19 protein-coding genes are annotated in these 18,072 nt (G+C 71.1%); 9 read left to right on the forward strand and 10 right to left on the reverse strand.

What is annotated here, in order from left to right; genetic code table 11:
* Nucleotides 1-118 precede the first annotated feature (118 nt).
* The 5 genes from ACGFQ9_RS09720 to ACGFQ9_RS09740 all read left to right on the forward strand — a co-directional run bounded on the left by ACGFQ9_RS09720 (nt 119) and on the right by ACGFQ9_RS09740 (nt 2,804).
* Nucleotides 119-820: a hypothetical protein gene (locus ACGFQ9_RS09720; RefSeq protein WP_393572911.1), complete on the forward strand. Its 702-nt coding sequence runs from the start codon at nt 119-121 to the stop codon at nt 818-820.
* Between the two features lie 14 nt (nt 821-834).
* The gene (locus ACGFQ9_RS09725) at nt 835-1,002 is read left to right on the forward strand and encodes a hypothetical protein (protein WP_393572913.1); all 168 of its coding nucleotides are present in this window, start codon (nt 835-837) and stop codon (nt 1,000-1,002) included.
* Between the two features lie 283 nt (nt 1,003-1,285).
* Nucleotides 1,286-1,750, forward strand: coding sequence for a BlaI/MecI/CopY family transcriptional regulator (locus ACGFQ9_RS09730; RefSeq protein WP_393573034.1), 465 nt, complete (start codon nt 1,286-1,288; stop codon nt 1,748-1,750).
* A gap of 9 nt (nt 1,751-1,759) precedes the next feature.
* Nucleotides 1,760-2,314, forward strand: a complete 555-nt coding sequence (locus tag ACGFQ9_RS09735) for an amino-acid N-acetyltransferase (RefSeq protein WP_393572915.1) — start codon at nt 1,760-1,762, stop codon at nt 2,312-2,314.
* A gap of 151 nt (nt 2,315-2,465) precedes the next feature.
* The gene (locus tag ACGFQ9_RS09740) at nt 2,466-2,804 is read left to right on the forward strand and encodes an Lsr2 family protein (RefSeq protein WP_393572917.1); all 339 of its coding nucleotides are present in this window, start codon (nt 2,466-2,468) and stop codon (nt 2,802-2,804) included.
* Here ACGFQ9_RS09740 and ACGFQ9_RS09745 read toward each other — a convergent pair.
* Nucleotides 2,786-3,514, reverse strand: a complete 729-nt coding sequence (locus ACGFQ9_RS09745) for an SCO3374 family protein (RefSeq protein ID WP_393572919.1) — start codon at nt 3,512-3,514, stop codon at nt 2,786-2,788. The genes ACGFQ9_RS09740 and ACGFQ9_RS09745 overlap by 19 nt on opposite strands.
* A gap of 441 nt (nt 3,515-3,955) precedes the next feature.
* Here ACGFQ9_RS09745 and ACGFQ9_RS09750 point away from each other — a divergent pair, with 441 nt between their 5' ends.
* Both ACGFQ9_RS09750 and ACGFQ9_RS09755 read left to right on the forward strand, forming a co-directional pair.
* On the forward strand, nt 3,956-6,478 hold the full coding sequence (locus ACGFQ9_RS09750) for an ATP-dependent Clp protease ATP-binding subunit (RefSeq protein ID WP_393572921.1): 2,523 nt from the start codon (nt 3,956-3,958) through the stop codon (nt 6,476-6,478).
* A gap of 421 nt (nt 6,479-6,899) precedes the next feature.
* Nucleotides 6,900-7,448 (forward strand): M23 family metallopeptidase, encoded by a 549-nt coding sequence (locus tag ACGFQ9_RS09755; protein WP_393572923.1) that lies wholly within the window; start codon nt 6,900-6,902, stop codon nt 7,446-7,448.
* 94 nt (nt 7,449-7,542) lie between these two features.
* Here ACGFQ9_RS09755 and ACGFQ9_RS09760 read toward each other — a convergent pair whose 3' ends face one another.
* The 7 genes from ACGFQ9_RS09760 to ACGFQ9_RS09790 form a co-directional block, all read right to left on the reverse strand.
* Entirely contained in the window at nt 7,543-8,709 is a 1,167-nt protein-coding gene (locus ACGFQ9_RS09760; protein ID WP_393572925.1) for a LamG-like jellyroll fold domain-containing protein, read from the reverse strand.
* An 82-nt stretch (nt 8,710-8,791) separates the two neighbouring features.
* A complete protein-coding gene (gene cseC / locus ACGFQ9_RS09765) occupies nt 8,792-10,105 on the reverse strand; it encodes a two-component system sensor histidine kinase CseC (RefSeq protein WP_393572927.1) in 1,314 nt (437 codons plus the stop codon).
* A gap of 8 nt (nt 10,106-10,113) precedes the next feature.
* A complete protein-coding gene (cseB, locus tag ACGFQ9_RS09770; protein ID WP_393572929.1) occupies nt 10,114-10,821 on the reverse strand; it encodes a two-component system response regulator CseB in 708 nt (235 codons plus the stop codon).
* Between the two features lie 16 nt (nt 10,822-10,837).
* The gene (locus ACGFQ9_RS09775; RefSeq protein ID WP_393572931.1) at nt 10,838-11,506 is read right to left on the reverse strand and encodes a hypothetical protein; all 669 of its coding nucleotides are present in this window, start codon (nt 11,504-11,506) and stop codon (nt 10,838-10,840) included.
* Complete coding sequence (locus ACGFQ9_RS09780) at nt 11,494-12,051, reverse strand: SigE family RNA polymerase sigma factor (RefSeq protein ID WP_393572933.1); 558 nt, start codon at nt 12,049-12,051, stop codon at nt 11,494-11,496. Before ACGFQ9_RS09780 ends, ACGFQ9_RS09775 begins: the two co-directional genes overlap by 13 nt.
* A 153-nt stretch (nt 12,052-12,204) precedes the next feature.
* Nucleotides 12,205-13,098 carry an A/G-specific adenine glycosylase gene (locus tag ACGFQ9_RS09785; RefSeq protein ID WP_393572935.1) on the reverse strand — a complete coding sequence of 298 codons (894 nt, stop codon included), beginning with the start codon at nt 13,096-13,098 and terminating at the stop codon, nt 12,205-12,207.
* A gap of 29 nt (nt 13,099-13,127) precedes the next feature.
* A complete protein-coding gene (locus ACGFQ9_RS09790; RefSeq protein WP_393572937.1) occupies nt 13,128-13,733 on the reverse strand; it encodes a phosphatase PAP2 family protein in 606 nt (201 codons plus the stop codon).
* A gap of 170 nt (nt 13,734-13,903) precedes the next feature.
* Between ACGFQ9_RS09790 and ACGFQ9_RS09795 the strand changes: the two genes are divergently transcribed.
* Together ACGFQ9_RS09795 and ACGFQ9_RS09800 are read left to right on the forward strand one after the other, a co-directional pair.
* A complete protein-coding gene (locus ACGFQ9_RS09795) occupies nt 13,904-14,734 on the forward strand; it encodes a hypothetical protein (protein ID WP_393572939.1) in 831 nt (276 codons plus the stop codon).
* A gap of 4 nt (nt 14,735-14,738) precedes the next feature.
* Nucleotides 14,739-15,383, forward strand: coding sequence for a hypothetical protein (locus ACGFQ9_RS09800; RefSeq protein WP_393572941.1), 645 nt, complete (start codon nt 14,739-14,741; stop codon nt 15,381-15,383).
* 13 nt (nt 15,384-15,396) lie between these two features.
* Here ACGFQ9_RS09800 and disA read toward each other — a convergent pair whose 3' ends face one another.
* Together disA and radA are read right to left on the reverse strand one after the other, a co-directional pair.
* Nucleotides 15,397-16,521: a DNA integrity scanning diadenylate cyclase DisA gene (gene disA, locus ACGFQ9_RS09805; protein WP_393572943.1), complete on the reverse strand. Its 1,125-nt coding sequence runs from the start codon at nt 16,519-16,521 to the stop codon at nt 15,397-15,399.
* 139 nt (nt 16,522-16,660) lie between these two features.
* Nucleotides 16,661-18,064: a DNA repair protein RadA gene (gene radA / locus ACGFQ9_RS09810; RefSeq protein WP_393572945.1), complete on the reverse strand. Its 1,404-nt coding sequence runs from the start codon at nt 18,062-18,064 to the stop codon at nt 16,661-16,663.
* Between the last annotated feature and the right edge of the window lie 8 nt (nt 18,065-18,072).

Below are 18,072 nucleotides of genomic sequence, written 5' to 3' on the forward strand. Positions count from 1 at the left end.
GGGCCGGACCGGGACTGCGTACGGCCGGACCGGGACGACACGCCCACGCAACCGCAACGGCGCGCCCACAAACCCCCACATCGAGGGATTTTGTCCGATTAGCGCGTATCTTCGGGACATGCCCACGCCCTTCGGATCTCGCGGCGGAATGGCGTTCAGCCCCGCCGAGCTGCGCGTGTTGCGGCGCTCCCTCGCCCATGCCCTCCAGTCCTCCACCGGCCCGCTGACGGCCGCCGAGGTGCAGGACTGCCTCCGGCTCGCGCACGCCGTCGACGATGCCGTCGACGAGGCGGACCGGCTCAGAGCGTTCCTGCTGGCGGACCTGCGGCGGTACCGGGACGCCCTCCCGGGCAGCGTCACCGGGTATCTGGAGCTGCTCCAGGACGCGCTCGAGGGCGGGTACGAGCCCGGACGCGACGATCTCTCCGCGCTGCGCGCACTGCGGGGCAACGCCGTGGCCGCCGCGCTGCTCGACCGCTTCCGGCCGCTCCCCGAGCGCTCCGGACGGCGGCGCCCGCCCACCTCCGCGCCACGGATCCGCCTGCTGGCCCTCGCCGGGGGCAAGGCGGCGGGCGGCGGCAAGGCCGGCAGCGGCAAGGAAGCCGCCGGCGGCACGGAGGCTCCCCGGGGCAGGAAGGCGGCCGGGAGCACCGCCGGGAACAAGGAGGAGGAAGGCGGCGGCAAGCCCGTCCCCGCCAAGCCCGCCCCCGCCAAGCCCGCCCCGCCCAGGCCGGACCGGCCGGTGCCGACGCCGGGTGAGGTGTTTCCGCCGCGCCGCAAGCCGACGCCGCCCCCGGCGGCCGTGCGGGCGGCCGGGTAGCTACGCTGTGGGGCATGGACTATGTCTCCGCGCTCGTGCCCCCCATCGTGATGGCCATGTTCTTCATCGGTGTCGTCGTGACGATCGTGAAGAGCCAGGGCGGTGCCAACAAGGCCAAGGAAGACGCGGTCGTCGATGCCGTGATCGCCCGGGTCGAGGCCGGCCAGCCGAATCAGAAGTAAGAACAAGTGGTCGTCATAGTGAAGTAGCAAAGCACTTCACGGCACTGCGGCGGGTGCAGGGACATGCACCGAGTACCCCTGCGGGACCACTGTCGCATGCACTATCCGTACTACTCGTAGTGCTGGTGTTACTCGTAGTACCAAAAGACGGGCGTGCGCCCCCCAATCGGGGAGCACGCCCGCTTTTCTTGGGCGGTGTCGAGCGAATAGCCGGGCAATTGCGGACATCCCGCACTATCGTGCTGCTGTGCCTCGCCCCTTGGGAGAACTCGAAGACGCCGTCATGACGCGGGTGTGGCAGTGGAACCGCCCGGTCACTGTTCGGGAAGTGCTGGAGGACCTCCAGCAGGAACGCTCCATCGCGTACACCACCGTGATGACGGTTATGGACAATCTTCACCAGAAGGGCTGGGTCCGGAGGGAAGCCGAGGGCCGCGCCTATCGCTATACCGCCGTCTCCACGCGCGCCGCTTACTCGGCCGCACTGATGAACGAAGCCTGGTCCACCAGCGACAACCCGGCCGCAGCCCTCGTCGCGTTCTTCGGCATGATGTCGCCGGAACAGCGCGAGGCCCTGCGCGACGCGGTCCGCATCGTCCAGCACGATGACGAACAGGCGGCAGCCCAGAACGGCGATCAGCCCGCGGAGAAGCCCGCCGGACAGGCAACGCCCTCCGCACCCCCCGGCGGCGCCCCGGCCGCGCCGGAAGGCGAGACGCCCGAGCGGCCCGTGGAGCCGGGGCGATAGCGTCCGGTCATGGAAGAAGATTCTCCCGCCGAGCCGGTTACCGATGCAATTGCAAAAGCAGTGACGATCCGCCGGGCCCGTACCGGGGATGTGCTCGCGCTGCGCCGGCTGCTCGACCAGTACACGCAGCAGCGGATCCTGCTCGACAAAGCGCCGGTGACGCTTTACGAGTCCATCCAGGAGTTCTGGGTGGCGCAACGCGAGGACGACGGGCTCGTGGTCGGCTGCGGGGCGCTTCACGTCATGTGGGAAGACCTGGCCGAAGTGCGTACGCTCGCGGTCGACCGCGACTTGAAGGGCGGTGGAGTCGGGCACCGGATCCTGGAGCGGCTCTTGCGGACCGCCCGCGAGGTCGGGGTGAGCCGGGTATTCTGCCTGACCTTCGAAGTGGACTTCTTCGCGAAGCACGGCTTCACCGAGATCGGCGAGAGCCAGACGCCCGTGGACACGGATGTGTACAGCGAGCTCCTGCGTTCCTATGACGAGGGCGTCGCCGAGTTCCTGGGTCTCGAACGAGTGAAGCCGAACACCTTGGGCAACAGCCGGATGCTTCTGCACCTCTGAACGATCAGAACGATCCGCGGCGCGATCCCTATGTCCGAATCGCGTATGTTTCCCGTCCGGATGCCCACCTGAACCTCTCCCGGGGGTTTGTGTTTTTCAGGCAAAAGCGGTTTCCTTTCCGCGTACTGCATTTTCGATGAAAGGAAATCCGGTGGCGCAGAAGGTTCAGGTCCTTCTTGTCGACGACCTCGACGGTGGCACGGCGGACGAGACCGTCACGTTCGCGCTGGATGGCAAGTCCTACGAGATCGATCTCACCAGCGGCAATGCAGCGAAGCTCCGCGGTGCGCTGGAGGAGTTCGTGAAGGCCGGTCGCCGTACCGGTGGCCGCGCTGCCGCGGGCCGCGCCAAGGGCGGTCGTGCCGCTGCCTCGGCCGGCAACCCGGACACCGCCGAGATCCGTGCCTGGGCGAAGGCGAACGGTTACAACGTGAACGACCGCGGCCGCGTCCCGGCCGACATCCGTGAGGCCTACGAGAACAGGGGCTGACGCAGCAGCCCGGCGAGCCCGGCCCGGTGGCATTCCGTGGCCGCCGCACCGACCAGCCGTACGAGGTCGGGTCCGGCGGTCCGGCCGGCCGCCAGGGACGGCAGCCGGGTCTCGCAGCCCGGCTCGGGGGGTCGCAGCCACAGCGTGACCCCCTGGGGGCTCTCCAGGGGGCCCGCGCAAGGGCCTTCTGCGCCCTCGGCGCCCTCCGCGCCCTCTGAGCCCTCCGGGCCCTCAGCCGGCCACCCGGGCGGCGGCGGAGCGGCCATCCTGCCGCCCGCGCCCAGCGCGCCCAGGTCCAGGGCCACCCCGCCCCACTCCAGCCAGTCCAGCAGCCCGGGCAGCTCCTCGGCGCTTCCCGGTGCCACGAGGAACCGCATCCGGCGGCCCGCCAGGGCCACCGGCCCGGAGGCGCGGGAACGGCGCAGCACCGCGGCCCCCGCCACGGCCGGCAGGTCCAGTACGTCGTACGGCCCGCCGGTCGGCAGCATCGCGGGCGGCCCGGGCTCGGCGGGCCAGCCGAGCACCCGCTCGTACCAGCGGCAGTGCGCGAGTGCGGCCGCGACGGCCGACGGGGCGACGGATTCCCGGGCGGTCGATTCCCGGGCGGTGGATTCCCGGCCGGTGGATTCCCGGCCGGTGGACTGCCGGCCGGTCGATTCCCCGGCGGTGGATTCGGGTGCGACCCGGGGCAGCGGGACAGTGGGAGCCATATCGGAGCAACCGCCCCGGACCGGCCGTGGTTACGCTGCGCATCCTTCTTGCTGCGCACCGTCAAGGCCGGTCTCGGATTCGGGGCGCAAGTATGTTCGCCCTTAGCGGAGGGAACGGGTGTGGGGGGCATGGACTGTCACTGCCTGCGGGTAAGACATTCCTAGTGGATCGGGGCGACACGCTGATTTGACCGGCTCCCGTTCGCCATCGGCGTACACGTGTGACGGGTATCTGCCTGGCCTGCGGGAACATCGTCTCGCACCATCGGGTTGGAGCAGTTGTCGGCTGTTCAAGCCGGTTTTTCCTCACCGACGTGGGGGTGAGCCGTGGACGGATGTCGGCAGTTGGAATGAGCTGTCCCGCCCCGCGGGACTAGCATGCGGAAGGACAGGGCGGGGACCGACCCCGAACTGCCCGACCGCTCTGAGGAGCGATAAACGATGTTCGAGAGGTTCACCGACCGCGCGCGGCGGGTTGTCGTCCTGGCTCAGGAAGAAGCCCGGATGCTCAACCACAACTACATCGGCACCGAGCACATCCTCCTGGGTCTGATCCACGAGGGTGAGGGTGTCGCCGCTAAGGCCCTGGAGAGCCTCGGGATTTCGCTCGAGGCCGTTCGCCAGCAGGTCGAGGAGATCATCGGTCAGGGCCAGCAGGCCCCGTCCGGCCACATCCCCTTCACCCCGCGGGCCAAGAAGGTCCTGGAGCTGTCGCTCCGGGAGGCCCTCCAGCTCGGCCACAACTACATCGGCACGGAGCACATCCTGCTCGGCCTGATCCGCGAGGGCGAGGGCGTCGCCGCCCAGGTCCTCGTGAAGCTGGGCGCCGACCTGAACCGGGTCCGGCAGCAGGTCATCCAGCTGCTCTCCGGCTACTCCGGGGGCAAGGAGGCCGCCACGGCCGGCGGCCCGGCCGAGGGCACGCCCTCGACCTCCCTGGTCCTCGACCAGTTCGGCCGGAACCTCACCCAGGCGGCCCGCGAATCCAAGCTCGACCCGGTCATCGGGCGCGAGAAGGAGATCGAGCGGGTCATGCAGGTGCTGTCCCGCCGTACGAAGAACAACCCGGTCCTCATCGGCGAGCCCGGCGTCGGCAAGACCGCCGTCGTCGAGGGCCTGGCCCAGGCCATCGTCAAGGGCGAGGTGCCCGAGACCCTCAAGGACAAGCACCTCTACACCCTGGACCTCGGCGCGCTCGTCGCCGGCTCCCGCTACCGCGGTGACTTCGAGGAGCGCCTGAAGAAGGTCCTCAAGGAGATCCGCACCCGCGGCGACATCATCCTGTTCATCGACGAGCTCCACACCCTGGTGGGTGCGGGTGCCGCCGAGGGCGCGATCGACGCCGCCAGCATCCTCAAGCCGATGCTGGCCCGCGGTGAGCTCCAGACCATCGGTGCCACCACGCTCGACGAGTACCGCAAGCACCTGGAGAAGGACGCGGCCCTGGAGCGCCGCTTCCAGCCCATCCAGGTCGCCGAGCCGTCGCTGCCGCACACCATCGAGATCCTCAAGGGTCTGCGTGACCGGTACGAGGCCCACCACCGCGTCTCCATCACGGACGAGGCCCTCGTGCAGGCGGCCACCCTGGCCGACCGGTACATCTCGGACCGCTTCCTCCCGGACAAGGCGATCGACCTGATCGACGAGGCCGGCTCCCGGATGCGCATCCGCCGGATGACCGCGCCGCCGGACCTCCGCGAGTTCGACGAGAAGATCGCCGGTGTCCGCCGGGACAAGGAGTCCGCGATCGACTCCCAGGACTTCGAGAAGGCGGCCTCGCTCCGTGACACGGAGAAGCAGCTGCTGGCGGCGAAGACCAAGCGGGAGAAGGAGTGGAAGGCCGGCGACATGGACGTCGTCGCCGAGGTCGACGGCGATCTGATCGCCGAGGTCCTGGCGACCGCGACCGGCATCCCGGTCTTCAAGCTGACCGAGGAGGAGTCCAGCCGACTGCTCCGCATGGAGGACGAGCTCCACAAGCGCGTCATCGGTCAGAAGGACGCGATCAAGGCCCTTTCCCAGGCCATCCGCCGTACGCGGGCCGGTCTGAAGGACCCGAAGCGCCCCGGTGGCTCGTTCATCTTCGCCGGCCCGTCCGGTGTCGGTAAGACCGAGCTCTCCAAGACGCTCGCCGAATTCCTCTTCGGCGACGAGGACGCGCTGATCTCCCTCGACATGTCGGAGTTCAGCGAGAAGCACACGGTTTCCCGCCTCTTCGGTTCGCCCCCCGGTTACGTGGGCTACGAAGAGGGCGGCCAGCTCACCGAGAAGGTGCGCCGCAAGCCGTTCTCCGTCGTCCTCTTCGACGAGGTCGAGAAGGCCCACCCGGATATCTTCAATTCCCTTCTCCAGATCCTGGAGGACGGTCGCCTGACCGACTCCCAGGGCCGGGTCGTGGACTTCAAGAACACGGTCATCATCATGACGACCAACCTGGGTACCCGGGACATCTCGAAGGGCTTCAACCTGGGCTTCGCCGCCACGGGTGACGTCAAGACCGGCTACGAGCGGATGAAGGCCAAGGTCAACGAGGAGCTGAAGCAGCACTTCCGCCCCGAGTTCCTGAACCGTGTCGACGACACGGTGGTCTTCCACCAGCTGTCGGAGGAAGACATCATCCAGATCGTCGACCTGATGATCGCCAAGGTGGACGAGCGTCTGAAGGACCGCGACATGGGCATCGAGCTCAGCGCGGAGGCCAAGCTGCTGCTCGCCAAGCGCGGCTACGACCCGATCCTGGGCGCCCGCCCGCTGCGCCGGACCATCCAGCGCGAGATCGAGGACATCCTGTCGGAGAAGATCCTCTTCGGCGAGCTGCGTCCCGGTCACATCGTGGTCGTCGGCAAGGAGGGTGAGGGCGAGAGCGCCAAGTTCACCTTCCGCGGCGAGGAGAAGTCGGCTCTGCCGGACGTTCCCCCGATCGAGGCCACGGGCTCCGGCCCGGACCTGAGCAAGGGCGCGTAAGGCCGTAGCGCACGCAGGGGCGGCCCCGGGACCGGAAACGGTCCCGGGGCCGCCCCTTTGTGTGCCTGCCTCCGCGCTCGTTCTTCCTCGTGGGCGTGTCCTCCCGCCTCCACTCCTTGAATGCGCGCACAGTGGAACCGGAGTGCTCCAGGCCACAATTCCGGGGTCGGTTGCACCAGGAGCCGGTGACAAGCGGCACAGGGCAAATCGGACCTACGACCTGATTTCGTAGATCAAAAGGCATATCCGGCGCGGGTTCATTGCAGGAAGAGCCCGTCAACGAGATGGGACACATCGCCCAGGGCTACGGTCTTCGGTAGTAAGAGGGGCCTTTGAGGCTTGAAGGGCAATTGGGTTACCAATGACGGGCCGCACTGACGGCATCCGATCCAAACCCCCAGCCTTTCCCGGAGGACCCCGTATGTTCGCGAAGCCCTTCCGTACCCCGCGTATCCGTACCGCCGTCGCCGTCGCCGGTCTCGGCGCCGCCCTGGCCGTCGGAGCCACGGGTACCGCCTTCGCGGACGCGGCCCCCGCCGCCAAGGCCGCCCCGGGCTGGACCAAGCCGGTCTCCGGCTACACGCTGTCCGCGACCTTCGGCAAGGGCGGCAACATGTGGTCGAACAAGCACTCCGGCCAGGACTTCGCCGTCCCGACCGGCACCCCGGTCAAGGCCGCGGGCCCCGGCACCGTCGTGAAGGCCGGCCCGAACGGCGGCGGCGACGGCCCCGCCTACGGCAACGCCGTGGTGATCAAGCACGCCAACAACACGTACTCGCAGTACGCCCACCTGTCGAAGATCCAGGTCAAGATCGGCCAGAAGGTCGCGGCGGGCAAGCAGATCGCCCTGTCCGGCAACACCGGAAACTCCAGCGGCCCGCACCTGCACTTCGAGATCCGCACCACCCCGAACTACGGCTCCGCCGTCAACCCGGTCGCCTTCCTCCGCGGCGAGGGCGTCACGGTCTGACCCGTCACCCCCTGACGACGACGCCCCGGTCACGAAGCGTGACCGGGGCGTTCCCGTGGCCGTGGCCGGAGCCGGCTCAGCCGAGCAGCCAGGCTCAGCCGACCAGCCAGGAGTGCGAGGGCCTGGTCTTCTTGTCGAGCTTGTTGCCCTTCAGCGCGGCCACCTGCTCCGCGGTCAGCGGCGAGCCCCACACCCGCACGTGGTCCAGCGATCCGATGAAGGAACCGCTCCAGATCCCGTGATGACGGGCCCGGCCCAGCTGTACCGGGCCCGGCCCGGACCAGATCGCCGGCACCTCGGCCGTACCGGCCTGCTTGTCGTCCACGTAGAGGGCGATCTGCTTCTTCTCGGCGTCGTAGGTGCCCGTCAGCATGGTCCACTTCTTCGTGCCGGCCGACGCGTCGCCGACCACCTGCACGGCGGTGGACGCCGCACCCTTGTCACCGGTCTGGACGCGGAACACCCACGACTTCTTGCCGCCCGACTCCTCGAAGCCCAGCTCGAAGGAGTACGAGACGCCGTCGCCCTGGCTGACCGCCATTCGCGAGCCCCGCTCGGACGTGCCGAACACACGCGCCGAGACGGTGAAGCCCTTCGTGGTGTCCACGGCCGGCTCGGCACCCTGCGCGTAGGAGTTCGCGCTGCCCTTGAAGCGCACCTCGCTGCGGTTCTCCAGCTTGGCCACCTGGGCGTCCGGGCCCATCGCGATGTGCAGCCGGCCGTTCCGGTCGCGCAGCAGGTTGGGCTCGCCCTCCAGGGTGGGCGAGTCGTTCGCCGGGGGCTTGTCGGTGCCCGAACCCGTGGGGCTCGGCGAGCCGGAGGCGACCACCTCGGGCTTGTCCTCGTCCGAGCCGCCCCCCTTCAGGGCGAACCAGCCCGCGCCGGCGCCGAGGGCCAGCACCAGCACGCCGATACCCGCGATGAGCAGCGTCTTCTTGCGGCCGCGCCGGGACTCGTTCTCGTCCGCCAGCGCCTGCCAGTCGGGCTGGTCCGTGGCCGGCAGCGGGAACTGCGGCTGCTGCCAGTCCGGCTGCGGGGCGGCCTGGGGGAACCCGGCGTGCTCCGTCGGCAGGCCCGCGGCCCAGGCCTGCGGCTGCGGCTGCTGGGGCTGCGCGTCCGACGGCTGCTGGTACGGGTTCGGCTGCCCGGCCTGCGGGTAGCCGTAGCCGCCGGGCGTCGGCCCGCCGGGGTAGCCGTAGCCGCCGCTCCCCGCCGCGGGGTCCGGGTGGGGGCTGCCGTTGCGATCCGTACCGTCAGTCATGGCCGTGATGCTAAAACATCCGTCTCATCGGATGAACGGGGACCGGTACCGATACGGACTCGACTGGCGACCGGTCCCGGCCTCAGCACGGGAGCTGGACGATCGGGAAACTCCCCGTGGACGTCGGCGCGTGCTCCGGCAGCCACAGCACCGCCACCGCACCCGCCGCCCTGCCCTGCGTGTCGAACCCGCCCGGCGCCGCGACGTTACGGAACGTCAGACGGGCGCCCAGCACCCGTGCCTGGCCCTCGGCGATGGTCAGCCCCAGGCCGTGCCCCACACCCGCCCGGTCCGTCGAGCCGGTGCGGAAGCGGCTCGGCCCGTCGCGCAGCAGCGCGTCCGGGAACCCGGGACCGTGGTCCCGCACCCGGACCACCCGGCCCTCCACGTCCACCTGGACCGGCGGTCGCCCGTACCGTGCCGCGTTCGCCAGCAGGTTGCCCAGGATCCGCTCCAGTCGCCGCGGATCGGTGCTGACGATCTCGTCCGCCACGACGCGGATCGTCGCCTCCGGCATCAGCGACGCCACCCGCCGGCTCACGAACTCGCCCAGCGCCACCTCCTGGAGCTCGGCCCGCTCCGAGGCGCCGTCCAGCCGGGCCACCTCCAGCACGTCCTCCACCAGCACCCGCATCGCCTGCGCGCGGTCCCGCACCAGCTCGGTGGGGCGGCCCGGGGGCAGCAGTTCGGCAGCGGTCAGCAGGCCGGTCACCGGGGTGCGCAGCTCGTGCGCGATGTCCGCGGTGACCCGCCGTTCCGCCTCCAGCCGTTCCTGCAGGGCGTCGGCCATCGCGTCCACCGCCCGGGCGAGGTCGTCGGTCTCGTCGCGTACGACGCCGCCGACGGCGTCCCGTACCCGAACGTCGGGATCGCCGTGGGCCACCTTGGTCGCCGCGGCCGCCGCCTTGCGGAGCCGGCGCGAGATCTGGCCGCCGATGAGCACGCCCAGCGCGGACCCGCCGATGACCACCGAGAGCGAGCCGATGACCAGGGCCCGGTCCAGGTCGCGCATCAGATCGGCGCTCTCCCGGAACTGACTGTGGATCGACAGGACCTGCCCGTTGCCGAGCGGCACCGCCGCCCACACCTCGGGCAGTCCGCCCGGGTTCTCCTGGACGTACGTGCCGCGCCGCCCGTTCCGCGCCTTGTCGCGCAACGGCGCGGGCAGGTCGGGATCGTTCAGCTTGGCGCCCATCACCGGCTTGCGTCCGGCCTCGGCGTTGCGGGAGATGAACTGCACGCGGTCGAGCTGTACTTGGCGCTGGCTGTCGAGCATCGACACCCGGGCGGCGCTGTGCACCACCAGGCTGAGCGCGATCGCGATCAGGGCGCCCACGGCGGCGATGGCAAGAGTGATCTTCCAGCGGATTCCCGTGCGCAGGGTGAACCGCTTCATTCCGTGGCTCAACCCTTGAGCTTGTAGCCGAAGCCGCGGACGGTTTCGATGCGGTCCTGGCCGATCTTGGTGCGGAGGCGCTGGACGTGGACGTCCACCACGCGGGTGTCGCCGCCCCAGTCGTAGTCCCAGACCCGCTCCAGCAGCCGGTCGCGGGAGAGGACGGTGCCGGGGGCCGAGGAGAACTCCAGCAGCAGGCGCATCTCGGTCGGGGTCAGCGCCACCGGGGCGCCGGACCGGCGGACCTCCATGCCCTCGGTGTCGACCTCCAGGTCGCCGAAGGACAGCACGCCGCGCTCCCCGGCGGGTTCGCCGTTGCCGTTGCCGTTCCCGCCCGGGCCGCCGGCATGACCGAAGCGGCGCAGCACCGCGCGGATCCGGGCGACCAGCACGGAGCCGTCGAAGGGCTTGGTGACGTAGTCGTCGGCGCCCGCCTCCAGGCCCAGGACCACGTCGATGGAGTCGGCGCGCGCGGACAGCATGATGACCGGGACGGTGGACTCGTCGCGGATCCGCCGGCACAGGCTGACGCCGTCCATGCCGGGCACCATCACGTCGAGCAGGGCGATGTCGGGGCGGTCGGCCCGGAACGCCTCCAGGCCCGAGAGGCCGTCGGGCATGGCGGTCACGGTGAACCCGTCCCGCTCCAGGGCGAGGGTCGTGGCCTCGCGGATGACGTCGTCGTCCTCGACGAACAGCACATGGGTCTCGGCCATTGCGGAAGCCTCGCCTTTAGTTCTTCTCTGTCACGGCCGGGGCGGGCTGGGCCCCGCCGTCGACCACGTTGCTGTAATCGGTGTGCACGCGGTCGTGCTCGGTGAACTTGGTGCCCGTCCAGCGGTACGTGATCACGTCCTCCCCCTCGGGGTAGGCGAGCGCGTCGCTCTTGCCGTACACCGGCTTGGTGATCACCAGATCGCCCCGGTCGATCTCCGCGTAGACGGGCGGCTGTTCGTCCGAGAAGACGTTCTCGTACGTGCCCGGACGGGCGTCGTCCTCCCGGTACACGTACGAGCCGAGCCCCACGGCGTCGGCGCAGGACAGGACGTTGACCACCACGTCGGGGACGTCGTTGCCGGTCACCTTGCCGTAACTGACGTCGATCGGGAACTCCTTGCCGGTGCACGGCTTGAGGTCCCGCTTGATCGCGGGGCTGACCTTCGGGTCGGCCTTGAGCAGGGCCACCGGGTCGATCTTCGCCTTCGGCGCGGCCGCCTGGCTGCTGCCGGAGGGCAGGGCCGACGGGGCTGTCTTGGCCACCGATTCGGTGCGGGCCGGTCCGCCGTCCTTCAGTCCGGTACCGCCCGAGGCGCACCCGACAACGAACAGCGCGGTGCCGACGAGGACGACCGCCCCCGCCGACACCAGTACCAGCGAACCTCTGCCGCTCAGGCCGCGCACCGCTCCCGCCCCTCGTCACGTACGTGGCCACCGCGCTCCAGCGCCCGCAGGTCCAGGTCGCGGCTCTCCAGCTCCTGCCGGAGCCGGGCCAGTGCCCGGTGCAGAGTGCTCTTCACGGTTCCCGCCGACATCCCGAGCGCCGCGGCCGTCTCCTCGGTGCTCATCTGCTCCCAGTGTCGCAGCACCACGACACTGCGCTGCTTGGGCGCGAGGACCTTGAGGATGTCCATCAGCAGGGCGCGGTCGGCGCGCTGCTCCGTGCCGTCCTCGACGGAGGCGTCGGGGAGCTGCTCGGTGGGGACCTCTTCGAGCTTGCGGGAGCGCCACCACTCGGTCCGGGTGTTGATCATCACCCGGCGGAGGTAGGCGTCGGCGAGGGACTTGTCGGCGATGCCGTCCCAGCGGCCGTAGGTGCGGACGAGGGCGGTCTGCAGGAGGTCCTGCGCGTCGGTCGGGTCCGGGACGAGGCGCCGGGCACTGCGCAGCAGCGCGTCCTGCCGGGTGCGTACGTACTCTTCGAATTCGAGTACCTCGCCGTGCGCCATCTCAGACCGCCTCCGTTCCTCAACCGTTTCGCATCCGTCGCTTGTGGATTCGAAGGTACGGAGGCGTTGTCACGAGGCTGTCCGGTCCAGACCTCGGTGGGCGCACGGCTAGCCATAGGTTGTGTAACAGCGGTACTGCCACACTGGTTCCGGTTAGGTGCGGGGCAGCCGGTAGGTGCCGCCGGCGAGGGGTTCCACCAGGCCGTCGGAGACCAGTCCGTCCAGTGCGCGGGCCCGTTGCACGGGTTCGTCCCAGACGGCGTCCAGCAGGGCCTGCGGGACCGGGCCGACGGCCTCGCGCAGGACGGCCAGGAGTTTGCCGCGGACCTGCCGGTCGGTGCCGGCGTACGTCTGCCCGCGCCGCGGGGGACCGTCGTGCGGCGGTTTCCCGGCCAGGCGCCAGGCGCACAGTCCGGCGACCGGGCAGCGGGCGCAGTCGGGGTTCTTGGCGGTGCACACGAGGGCGCCGAGCTCCATGGAGGCGGCGGCCCACCGGGCGGCGGTGGTCTCGTCCTCGGGCAGCAGCTCCCGGGCGAGGTGCCGCTCGGCGGCGGTGGTGGCGTTCGGCGGGTACTCGATGCCGGTGGTGGTCCGGGCGAAGACCCGGCGGACGTTGGTGTCGAGGACCGCGTGCCGCTGTCCGTACGCGAAGGAGGCCACGGCGGCGGCCGTGTACTCGCCGATGCCGGGCAGGGCCAGCAGCTGTGCGTGGTCGCTGGGTACGTCGCCGCCGTGGCGCTCCGTTATGGCCACCGCGGCGCCGTGCAGCCGCAGGGCGCGGCGGGGGTAGCCGAGCCGGCCCCAGGCGCGGACGGCCTCGCCGGGGGCCTCGGCGGCCAGGTCGGCGGGCCGGGGCCAGCGGGCGAGCCACTGCTCGTACACGGGCAGGACCCGCTTGACGGGGGTCTGCTGCAGCATGAACTCGCTGACCATGACGCCCCAGGGGCCGGCCTCGGGGCGGCGCCAGGGCAGGTCGCGGGCGTGCTGGTCGAACCAGTCGAGGACGGGGGCGTGGAGTGCGTGCGCGGCGGCGGAGGTAGCAGTCATGGCACTCCGCATCCTGGCACGAACGGGGCCTACCGCGCGGGGCCCGGACCGGTGAACCAGACCGCCGGACCGACCCCGCTGGAGCGGACGGTGCTGACCAGCCGGCTGGTGGTACCGGTGAGCAGGATCATCAGCACGGCGGCCACCGCGCCGCCCAGGAGCAGGCCGACCGCGACGTCGTGGGGGTAGTGCACGCCGGTGAAGACGCGGGAGTAGGCCATCAGCAGGGCCATCGGCACGGTGAGCAGGGCCAGCCGGGGCAGGGCCAGGGCGAGGGCGATCGCGGCGGCCCCGGCGATGGCGGAGTGGTTGCTGGGGAAGGACCAGTCGCCGTACGCGGGACAGTCGATCAGCGGGGTGACGGCGCCGGCCACGGCCCTGCAGGGACGTTCCTCCTCGATGGCGGACTTCACGAGCTCGGAGACGACGTATCCGAAGGCGGTGACCAGCGGCGCGAGCAGGGCCGCCGAGAAGGCGTGCGGGCCGAGGGTGCGGGCCCGCCACCAGAGGGCGAGGAACAGAACTCCGAAGAGAAGCAGGCCGAGTTCGGTCCACACCTCGGCCGTGGTCTGGACCCAGCCGGGGGTGGTGTGTGCGAAGTCGGTGATGTCTCGGTAGAGCTCGGAGCTGTCCATGAACACCAAGAGTATGTAAAGAGGATCAGTGCCTTCGCCGCCGAGGTGGCCGGATCCGAGCGCTTCCGGGCCGTTCCGCATGCCCCGCCGGAATGATCATCGCCAAAACACCTGTGCCGTCCGGCATGTGGGGCACTGATCGACTCCCGGACTCTCGTAGAGTTCCGTCCGTGGGATCTCTGCGCAATCCGGTCGGGCCGCTTCCCTCCTCCATCTACTGGCGACGGAGGGCGGTTCTGGCGTCCGTCGCGGCACTGCTCGCGCTCCTCGCCGTATGGACCGTCAGTTCCGGCGGCAGCAAGGTGAACGACGACGGCAAGGGGTCCGGCGGACCCGCCCCCGCCGCCTCCATCACCGCCGGCACCCCGGGCAAGGGCCCGGCGATCACCGCGGCCCCGGGCGGCCGTGACGAGTCGGGCACCGCCGGTACGGGAACGGGCTCCGGCACAGGTTCCGCTTCGGGCGGCACCAGCGGGGATTCCGGCAGCGGCAAGAACGGCGATCCGGGCGCCGGCACGGGCGGAAGCTCCGGCGCGGGCACCGGCGGCGGCTCCGGCGGTGGCGGCACCGACCAGGTCCCGGCCGACTCCCAGCTGCCCACCTGCGCGCCCAACTACCTCCGCTGGGAGGTCAAGAGCGCCAAGAACGCGTACGAGGCGGGCGAGCGGCCGCGACTGGAACTCGTCGCCCGCAACATCTCCGGCACCAGCTGCAAGGTCGATCTCGGGCCAAAGCAGGCCGTGCTGACCATCATTCAGGGCAGCACCAGCAAGGCGGTCTGGTCCTCCGAGCACTGCCCCTCGGGTCCCGGCAACGTCTTCTACCGGGTGCAGTCCCAGGGGCAGACCAGCCAGTCGCTGGAGTGGGACCGGAAGTTCAGCGCGGCCGGGCAGTGCGCCACCCCGCCGGAGGGCAGCGCGGTGGCGGGAACGTACATGGTCGAGGTGAAGGCCCCCGGCATGCCGGTCGCCCAGATCTCCTTCGTGCTCAAGCAGGACTGAGGCGGTGCCGAACGTGCGGAGGTCCCGGATACGCACCACCGGGCCGGCGGCCGCCGGCCTGGTGGCCGCGCTGCTCGCGGCGACCGGGTGCGCGCACCCTCTGAAGGACCTCGGGCCGCTGCCCCCGCGCTACTCGGGCCCGCCCCTGCCGGTGGACACGGTGGTGCGGGAGCTGACCGGCTCCCTGGAGGCGGCCGGTTTCACCGTCACGCGCCAGCCGCAGGACATGATCCAGTTCGAGTGCACGGAATGGCTGACCGGACGGCTCGCCGGGCCGGCGCCGACCGGGCCGGGAGCGGACGCCGGGGCGGTGGCCACGGCGCTCCGGGAGGGCGAGGCGAAGGCACGTGCCCGGGGCTGGCAGGACGGACCCGGCCACGACCCCGCGATCGCCGTGCTGAGCCTGCGCAAGGGGAACTGGACGGCGACGGCGCCGCCCCCCATGCCGGACCGGGACGGCGTCACGACGGTCAGGGTGCAGTTGGTCTGCTACGGCTCCCTGTCGAAGAAGCCGAGCGGTTCCCCGGTGCCGGGATCACCCTCGACGGGGACCGGCGGTGCGGCGGACCCGGACGACGTGGTGGATCCGGACGACGTGGTGGATCCGGACGATGCGGCGGAGCCGGAGTCCTCGGTCTCCGCGTCCTAGACGCCCGTGGGCGTCAGACGTAACGCTCCAGGATCGAGGACTCCGCGAGCCGGGACAGCCCCTCGCGGACGCTCCGCGCCCGCGCCTCTCCGACGCCGTCGACGGTCTGCAGGTCGTCGACGCTCGCCGCGAGCAGCTTCTGCAGCCCGCCGAAGTGCTCGACCAGCCGCTCGATGATCGCGCCGGGCAGTCGGGGCACCTTCGCCAGCAGCCGGTAGCCGCGCGGCGAGACCGCGGAGTCCATGTTCTCCGGGGAGCCGGTGTAGCCGAGCGCGCGGGCGGCCACGGGCAGCTCCAGGAGCTCCGTGTGGGTCAGCGCGTCCAGCTCGGCCAGTGCAGCGTCCACCGTGCGGGAACGCTTCGCCGTGGGCTCCGGCACGTAGTCGCGGATGACGAGTTCGCGCTCCGCCTCGATGCCCACGGTCAGCTCGTCGAGCTGGAGCGAGAGCAGGCGGCCGTCGGTGCCGAGCTCGACCACGTACTCGGCGATCTCGGTGGCGATCCGGCGGACCATTTCCAGCCGCTGGGCGACGGCGGTCACATCGCGGACGGTGACCAGGTCCTCGATCTCCAGCGCGGACAGGGTGCCCGCGACCTCGTCGAGCCGGAGCTTGTACCGCTCCAGGGTGGCCAGCGCCTGGTTGGCACGGGACAGGATGGCCCCGGACTCCTCCAGGACCCGGCGCTCCCCGTCCACGTAGAGCGCGATCAGCCGCATCGACTGGGAGACGGACACGACCGGGAAGCCGCAGCTCTTGGACACGCGGTCGGCGGTGCGGTGCCGGGTGCCGGTCTCGTCGGTGGGGATGGACGCGTCCGGGACCAGCTGCACACCGGCCCGCAGGATCTTGGTGATGTCCTTGTCCAGTACAACCGCGCCGTCGAGCTTGCACAGCTCGCGCAGCCGGGTGGCGGTGAACTCCACGTCCAGCACGAAGCCGCCCGTGCACATCGCCTCGACGGCCTTGTCCATGCCGAGGACGATCAACCCGCCGGTGTTGCCGCGGACGATCCGCTCCAGGCCGTCACGCAGGGCCTGACCAGGGGCGACGGCGGTCAGCGACGCGCGCATCAACGCGTCGTGCTTGGAGCTCGCGCCGGACTTTCCGGATGCTGCTGCCCCGTCCTTGGCTGCCACTGCACTCCTCCGGTCGCGGGTTTCGCCGCCGCGCCCCGTGTGCGCGGGGGTGGGCGGACCAGCCCAAAGTCTACCGGCGCATGCTGTGGCCCCGCCGGAGCTTCCCGGGCCCGGGCCCGGGAACACGGGGCGGAATCGATTATTCCGCCGGCTTGGCGGCCGCCCTCCGGCTGCGCGGCAGGACCCGCAGGGCGTCGCCCATGTCCGCGACCTCGATCACCTTCATGCCCGCCGGGACCTTGCCCGGGTCACCCGGGACCAGGGCGTGCGTGAAGCCCAGCCGGTGCGCCTCGGCGAGCCGCCGCTGGACGCCGGTCACCCGCCGCACCTCGCCCGCCAGGCCGACCTCGCCGATGGCGACCAGGTTCTTCGGCAGCGGGGTGTCCGAGGCCGCCGAGGCCAGGGCCAGGGCGATCGCCAGGTCCGCGGCCGGCTCCGACAGCTTCACCCCGCCCACCGTCGCCGAGTAGATGTCCCGCTTGCCCAGCGCGCTGATCCGGCCGCGCTGCTCCAGCACCGCCAGCATCATCGAGACCCGCGAGGTCTCCAGGCCCGAGGTGGTCCGCCGGGGCGAGGGGATCTGCGAGTCCACGGTGAGCGCCTGCACCTCGGCGACCAGCGGGCGCCGGCCCTCCAGGGTGACCGTCAGACAGGTGCCCGGCACCGGCTCGGCGCGCCGGGTCAGGAACAGCCCGGACGGATCCGCCAGCCCCGTGATCCCCTCGTCGTGCAGTTCAAAGCATCCGACCTCGTCCGTGGCCCCGTACCGGTTCTTCACGCCGCGCACCAGGCGCAGCCGCGCGTGCCGGTCGCCCTCGAAGTGCAGCACCACGTCCACCAGGTGCTCCAGCAGCCGCGGGCCGGCGATGGCGCCGTCCTTGGTCACGTGGCCGACCAGCAGGGTGGACATCCCGCGCTCCTTGGAGGCCCGGATCAGCGCCCCGGCCACCTCCCGGACCTGCGCCATGCCGCCCGGGGCGCCGTCGATCTCCGGCGACGCGACGGTCTGCACCGAGTCCAGGACCAGGAGCGAGGGCTTCACGGCGTCCAGGTGGCCGAGCACCGCCGAGAGGTCCGTCTCCGCCGCCAGGTAGAGGTGGTCGCTCAGGGCGTTGATCCGGTCGGCGCGCAGCCGGACCTGGCTCGCCGACTCCTCACCCGTCACGTAGAGCGTCCTGTGCGCCTCGCTCGCCGCCTTCGCCGCCACGTCCAGCAGCAGCGTGGACTTGCCCACGCCCGGCTCGCCGGCCAGCAGCACCACCGCGCCGGGCACCAGCCCGCCGCCGAGCACCCGGTCCAGCTCGTCCACCCCGGTGCTCCGGGCCGTCGCCTGCCGGCCGTCCACCTGCCCGATGGGCAGGGCCGCGCTGGACACCCGCCCGGCCGCGGTGGTCCGCACGGCGGGGGCGCCGTACTCCTCGACGGTGCCCCAGGCCTGGCACTCGGGGCAGCGGCCGAGCCACTTTGCGGTCGTCCAGCCGCATTCGGTGCAGCGGTAGGACGGCCGGTCCTTGGCGGATGAGCGGGATGTACGGGCAGCCATGCGCCCAC

The organism is Streptomyces sp. NPDC048603 (assembly GCF_043199475.1).
Lineage (GTDB): Bacteria > Actinomycetota > Actinomycetes > Streptomycetales > Streptomycetaceae > Streptomyces.

What these genes read in the sequence shown, in the direction of transcription:
- ACGFQ9_RS09720 (WP_393572911.1), top strand. Translation starts at nt 119, where the DNA reads ATGCCCACGCCCTTCGGATCTCGCGGCGGAATGGCGTTCAGCCCCGCC.
- ACGFQ9_RS09725 (WP_393572913.1), top strand. Translation starts at nt 835, where the DNA reads ATGGACTATGTCTCCGCGCTCGTGCCCCCCATCGTGATGGCCATGTTC.
- ACGFQ9_RS09730 (WP_393573034.1), top strand. Translation starts at nt 1,286, where the DNA reads ATGACGCGGGTGTGGCAGTGGAACCGCCCGGTCACTGTTCGGGAAGTG.
- ACGFQ9_RS09735 (WP_393572915.1), top strand. Translation starts at nt 1,760, where the DNA reads ATGGAAGAAGATTCTCCCGCCGAGCCGGTTACCGATGCAATTGCAAAA.
- ACGFQ9_RS09745 (WP_393572919.1), bottom strand. Translation starts at nt 3,514, where the DNA reads ATGGCTCCCACTGTCCCGCTGCCCCGGGTCGCACCCGAATCCACCGCC.
- ACGFQ9_RS09750 (WP_393572921.1), top strand. Translation starts at nt 3,956, where the DNA reads ATGTTCGAGAGGTTCACCGACCGCGCGCGGCGGGTTGTCGTCCTGGCT.
- ACGFQ9_RS09755 (WP_393572923.1), top strand. Translation starts at nt 6,900, where the DNA reads ATGTTCGCGAAGCCCTTCCGTACCCCGCGTATCCGTACCGCCGTCGCC.
- ACGFQ9_RS09760 (WP_393572925.1), bottom strand. Translation starts at nt 8,709, where the DNA reads ATGACTGACGGTACGGATCGCAACGGCAGCCCCCACCCGGACCCCGCG.
- cseC (WP_393572927.1), bottom strand. Translation starts at nt 10,105, where the DNA reads ATGAAGCGGTTCACCCTGCGCACGGGAATCCGCTGGAAGATCACTCTT.
- cseB (WP_393572929.1), bottom strand. Translation starts at nt 10,821, where the DNA reads ATGGCCGAGACCCATGTGCTGTTCGTCGAGGACGACGACGTCATCCGC.
- ACGFQ9_RS09780 (WP_393572933.1), bottom strand. Translation starts at nt 12,051, where the DNA reads ATGGCGCACGGCGAGGTACTCGAATTCGAAGAGTACGTACGCACCCGG.
- ACGFQ9_RS09785 (WP_393572935.1), bottom strand. Translation starts at nt 13,098, where the DNA reads ATGACTGCTACCTCCGCCGCCGCGCACGCACTCCACGCCCCCGTCCTC.
- ACGFQ9_RS09790 (WP_393572937.1), bottom strand. Translation starts at nt 13,733, where the DNA reads ATGGACAGCTCCGAGCTCTACCGAGACATCACCGACTTCGCACACACC.
- radA (WP_393572945.1), bottom strand. Translation starts at nt 18,064, where the DNA reads ATGGCTGCCCGTACATCCCGCTCATCCGCCAAGGACCGGCCGTCCTAC.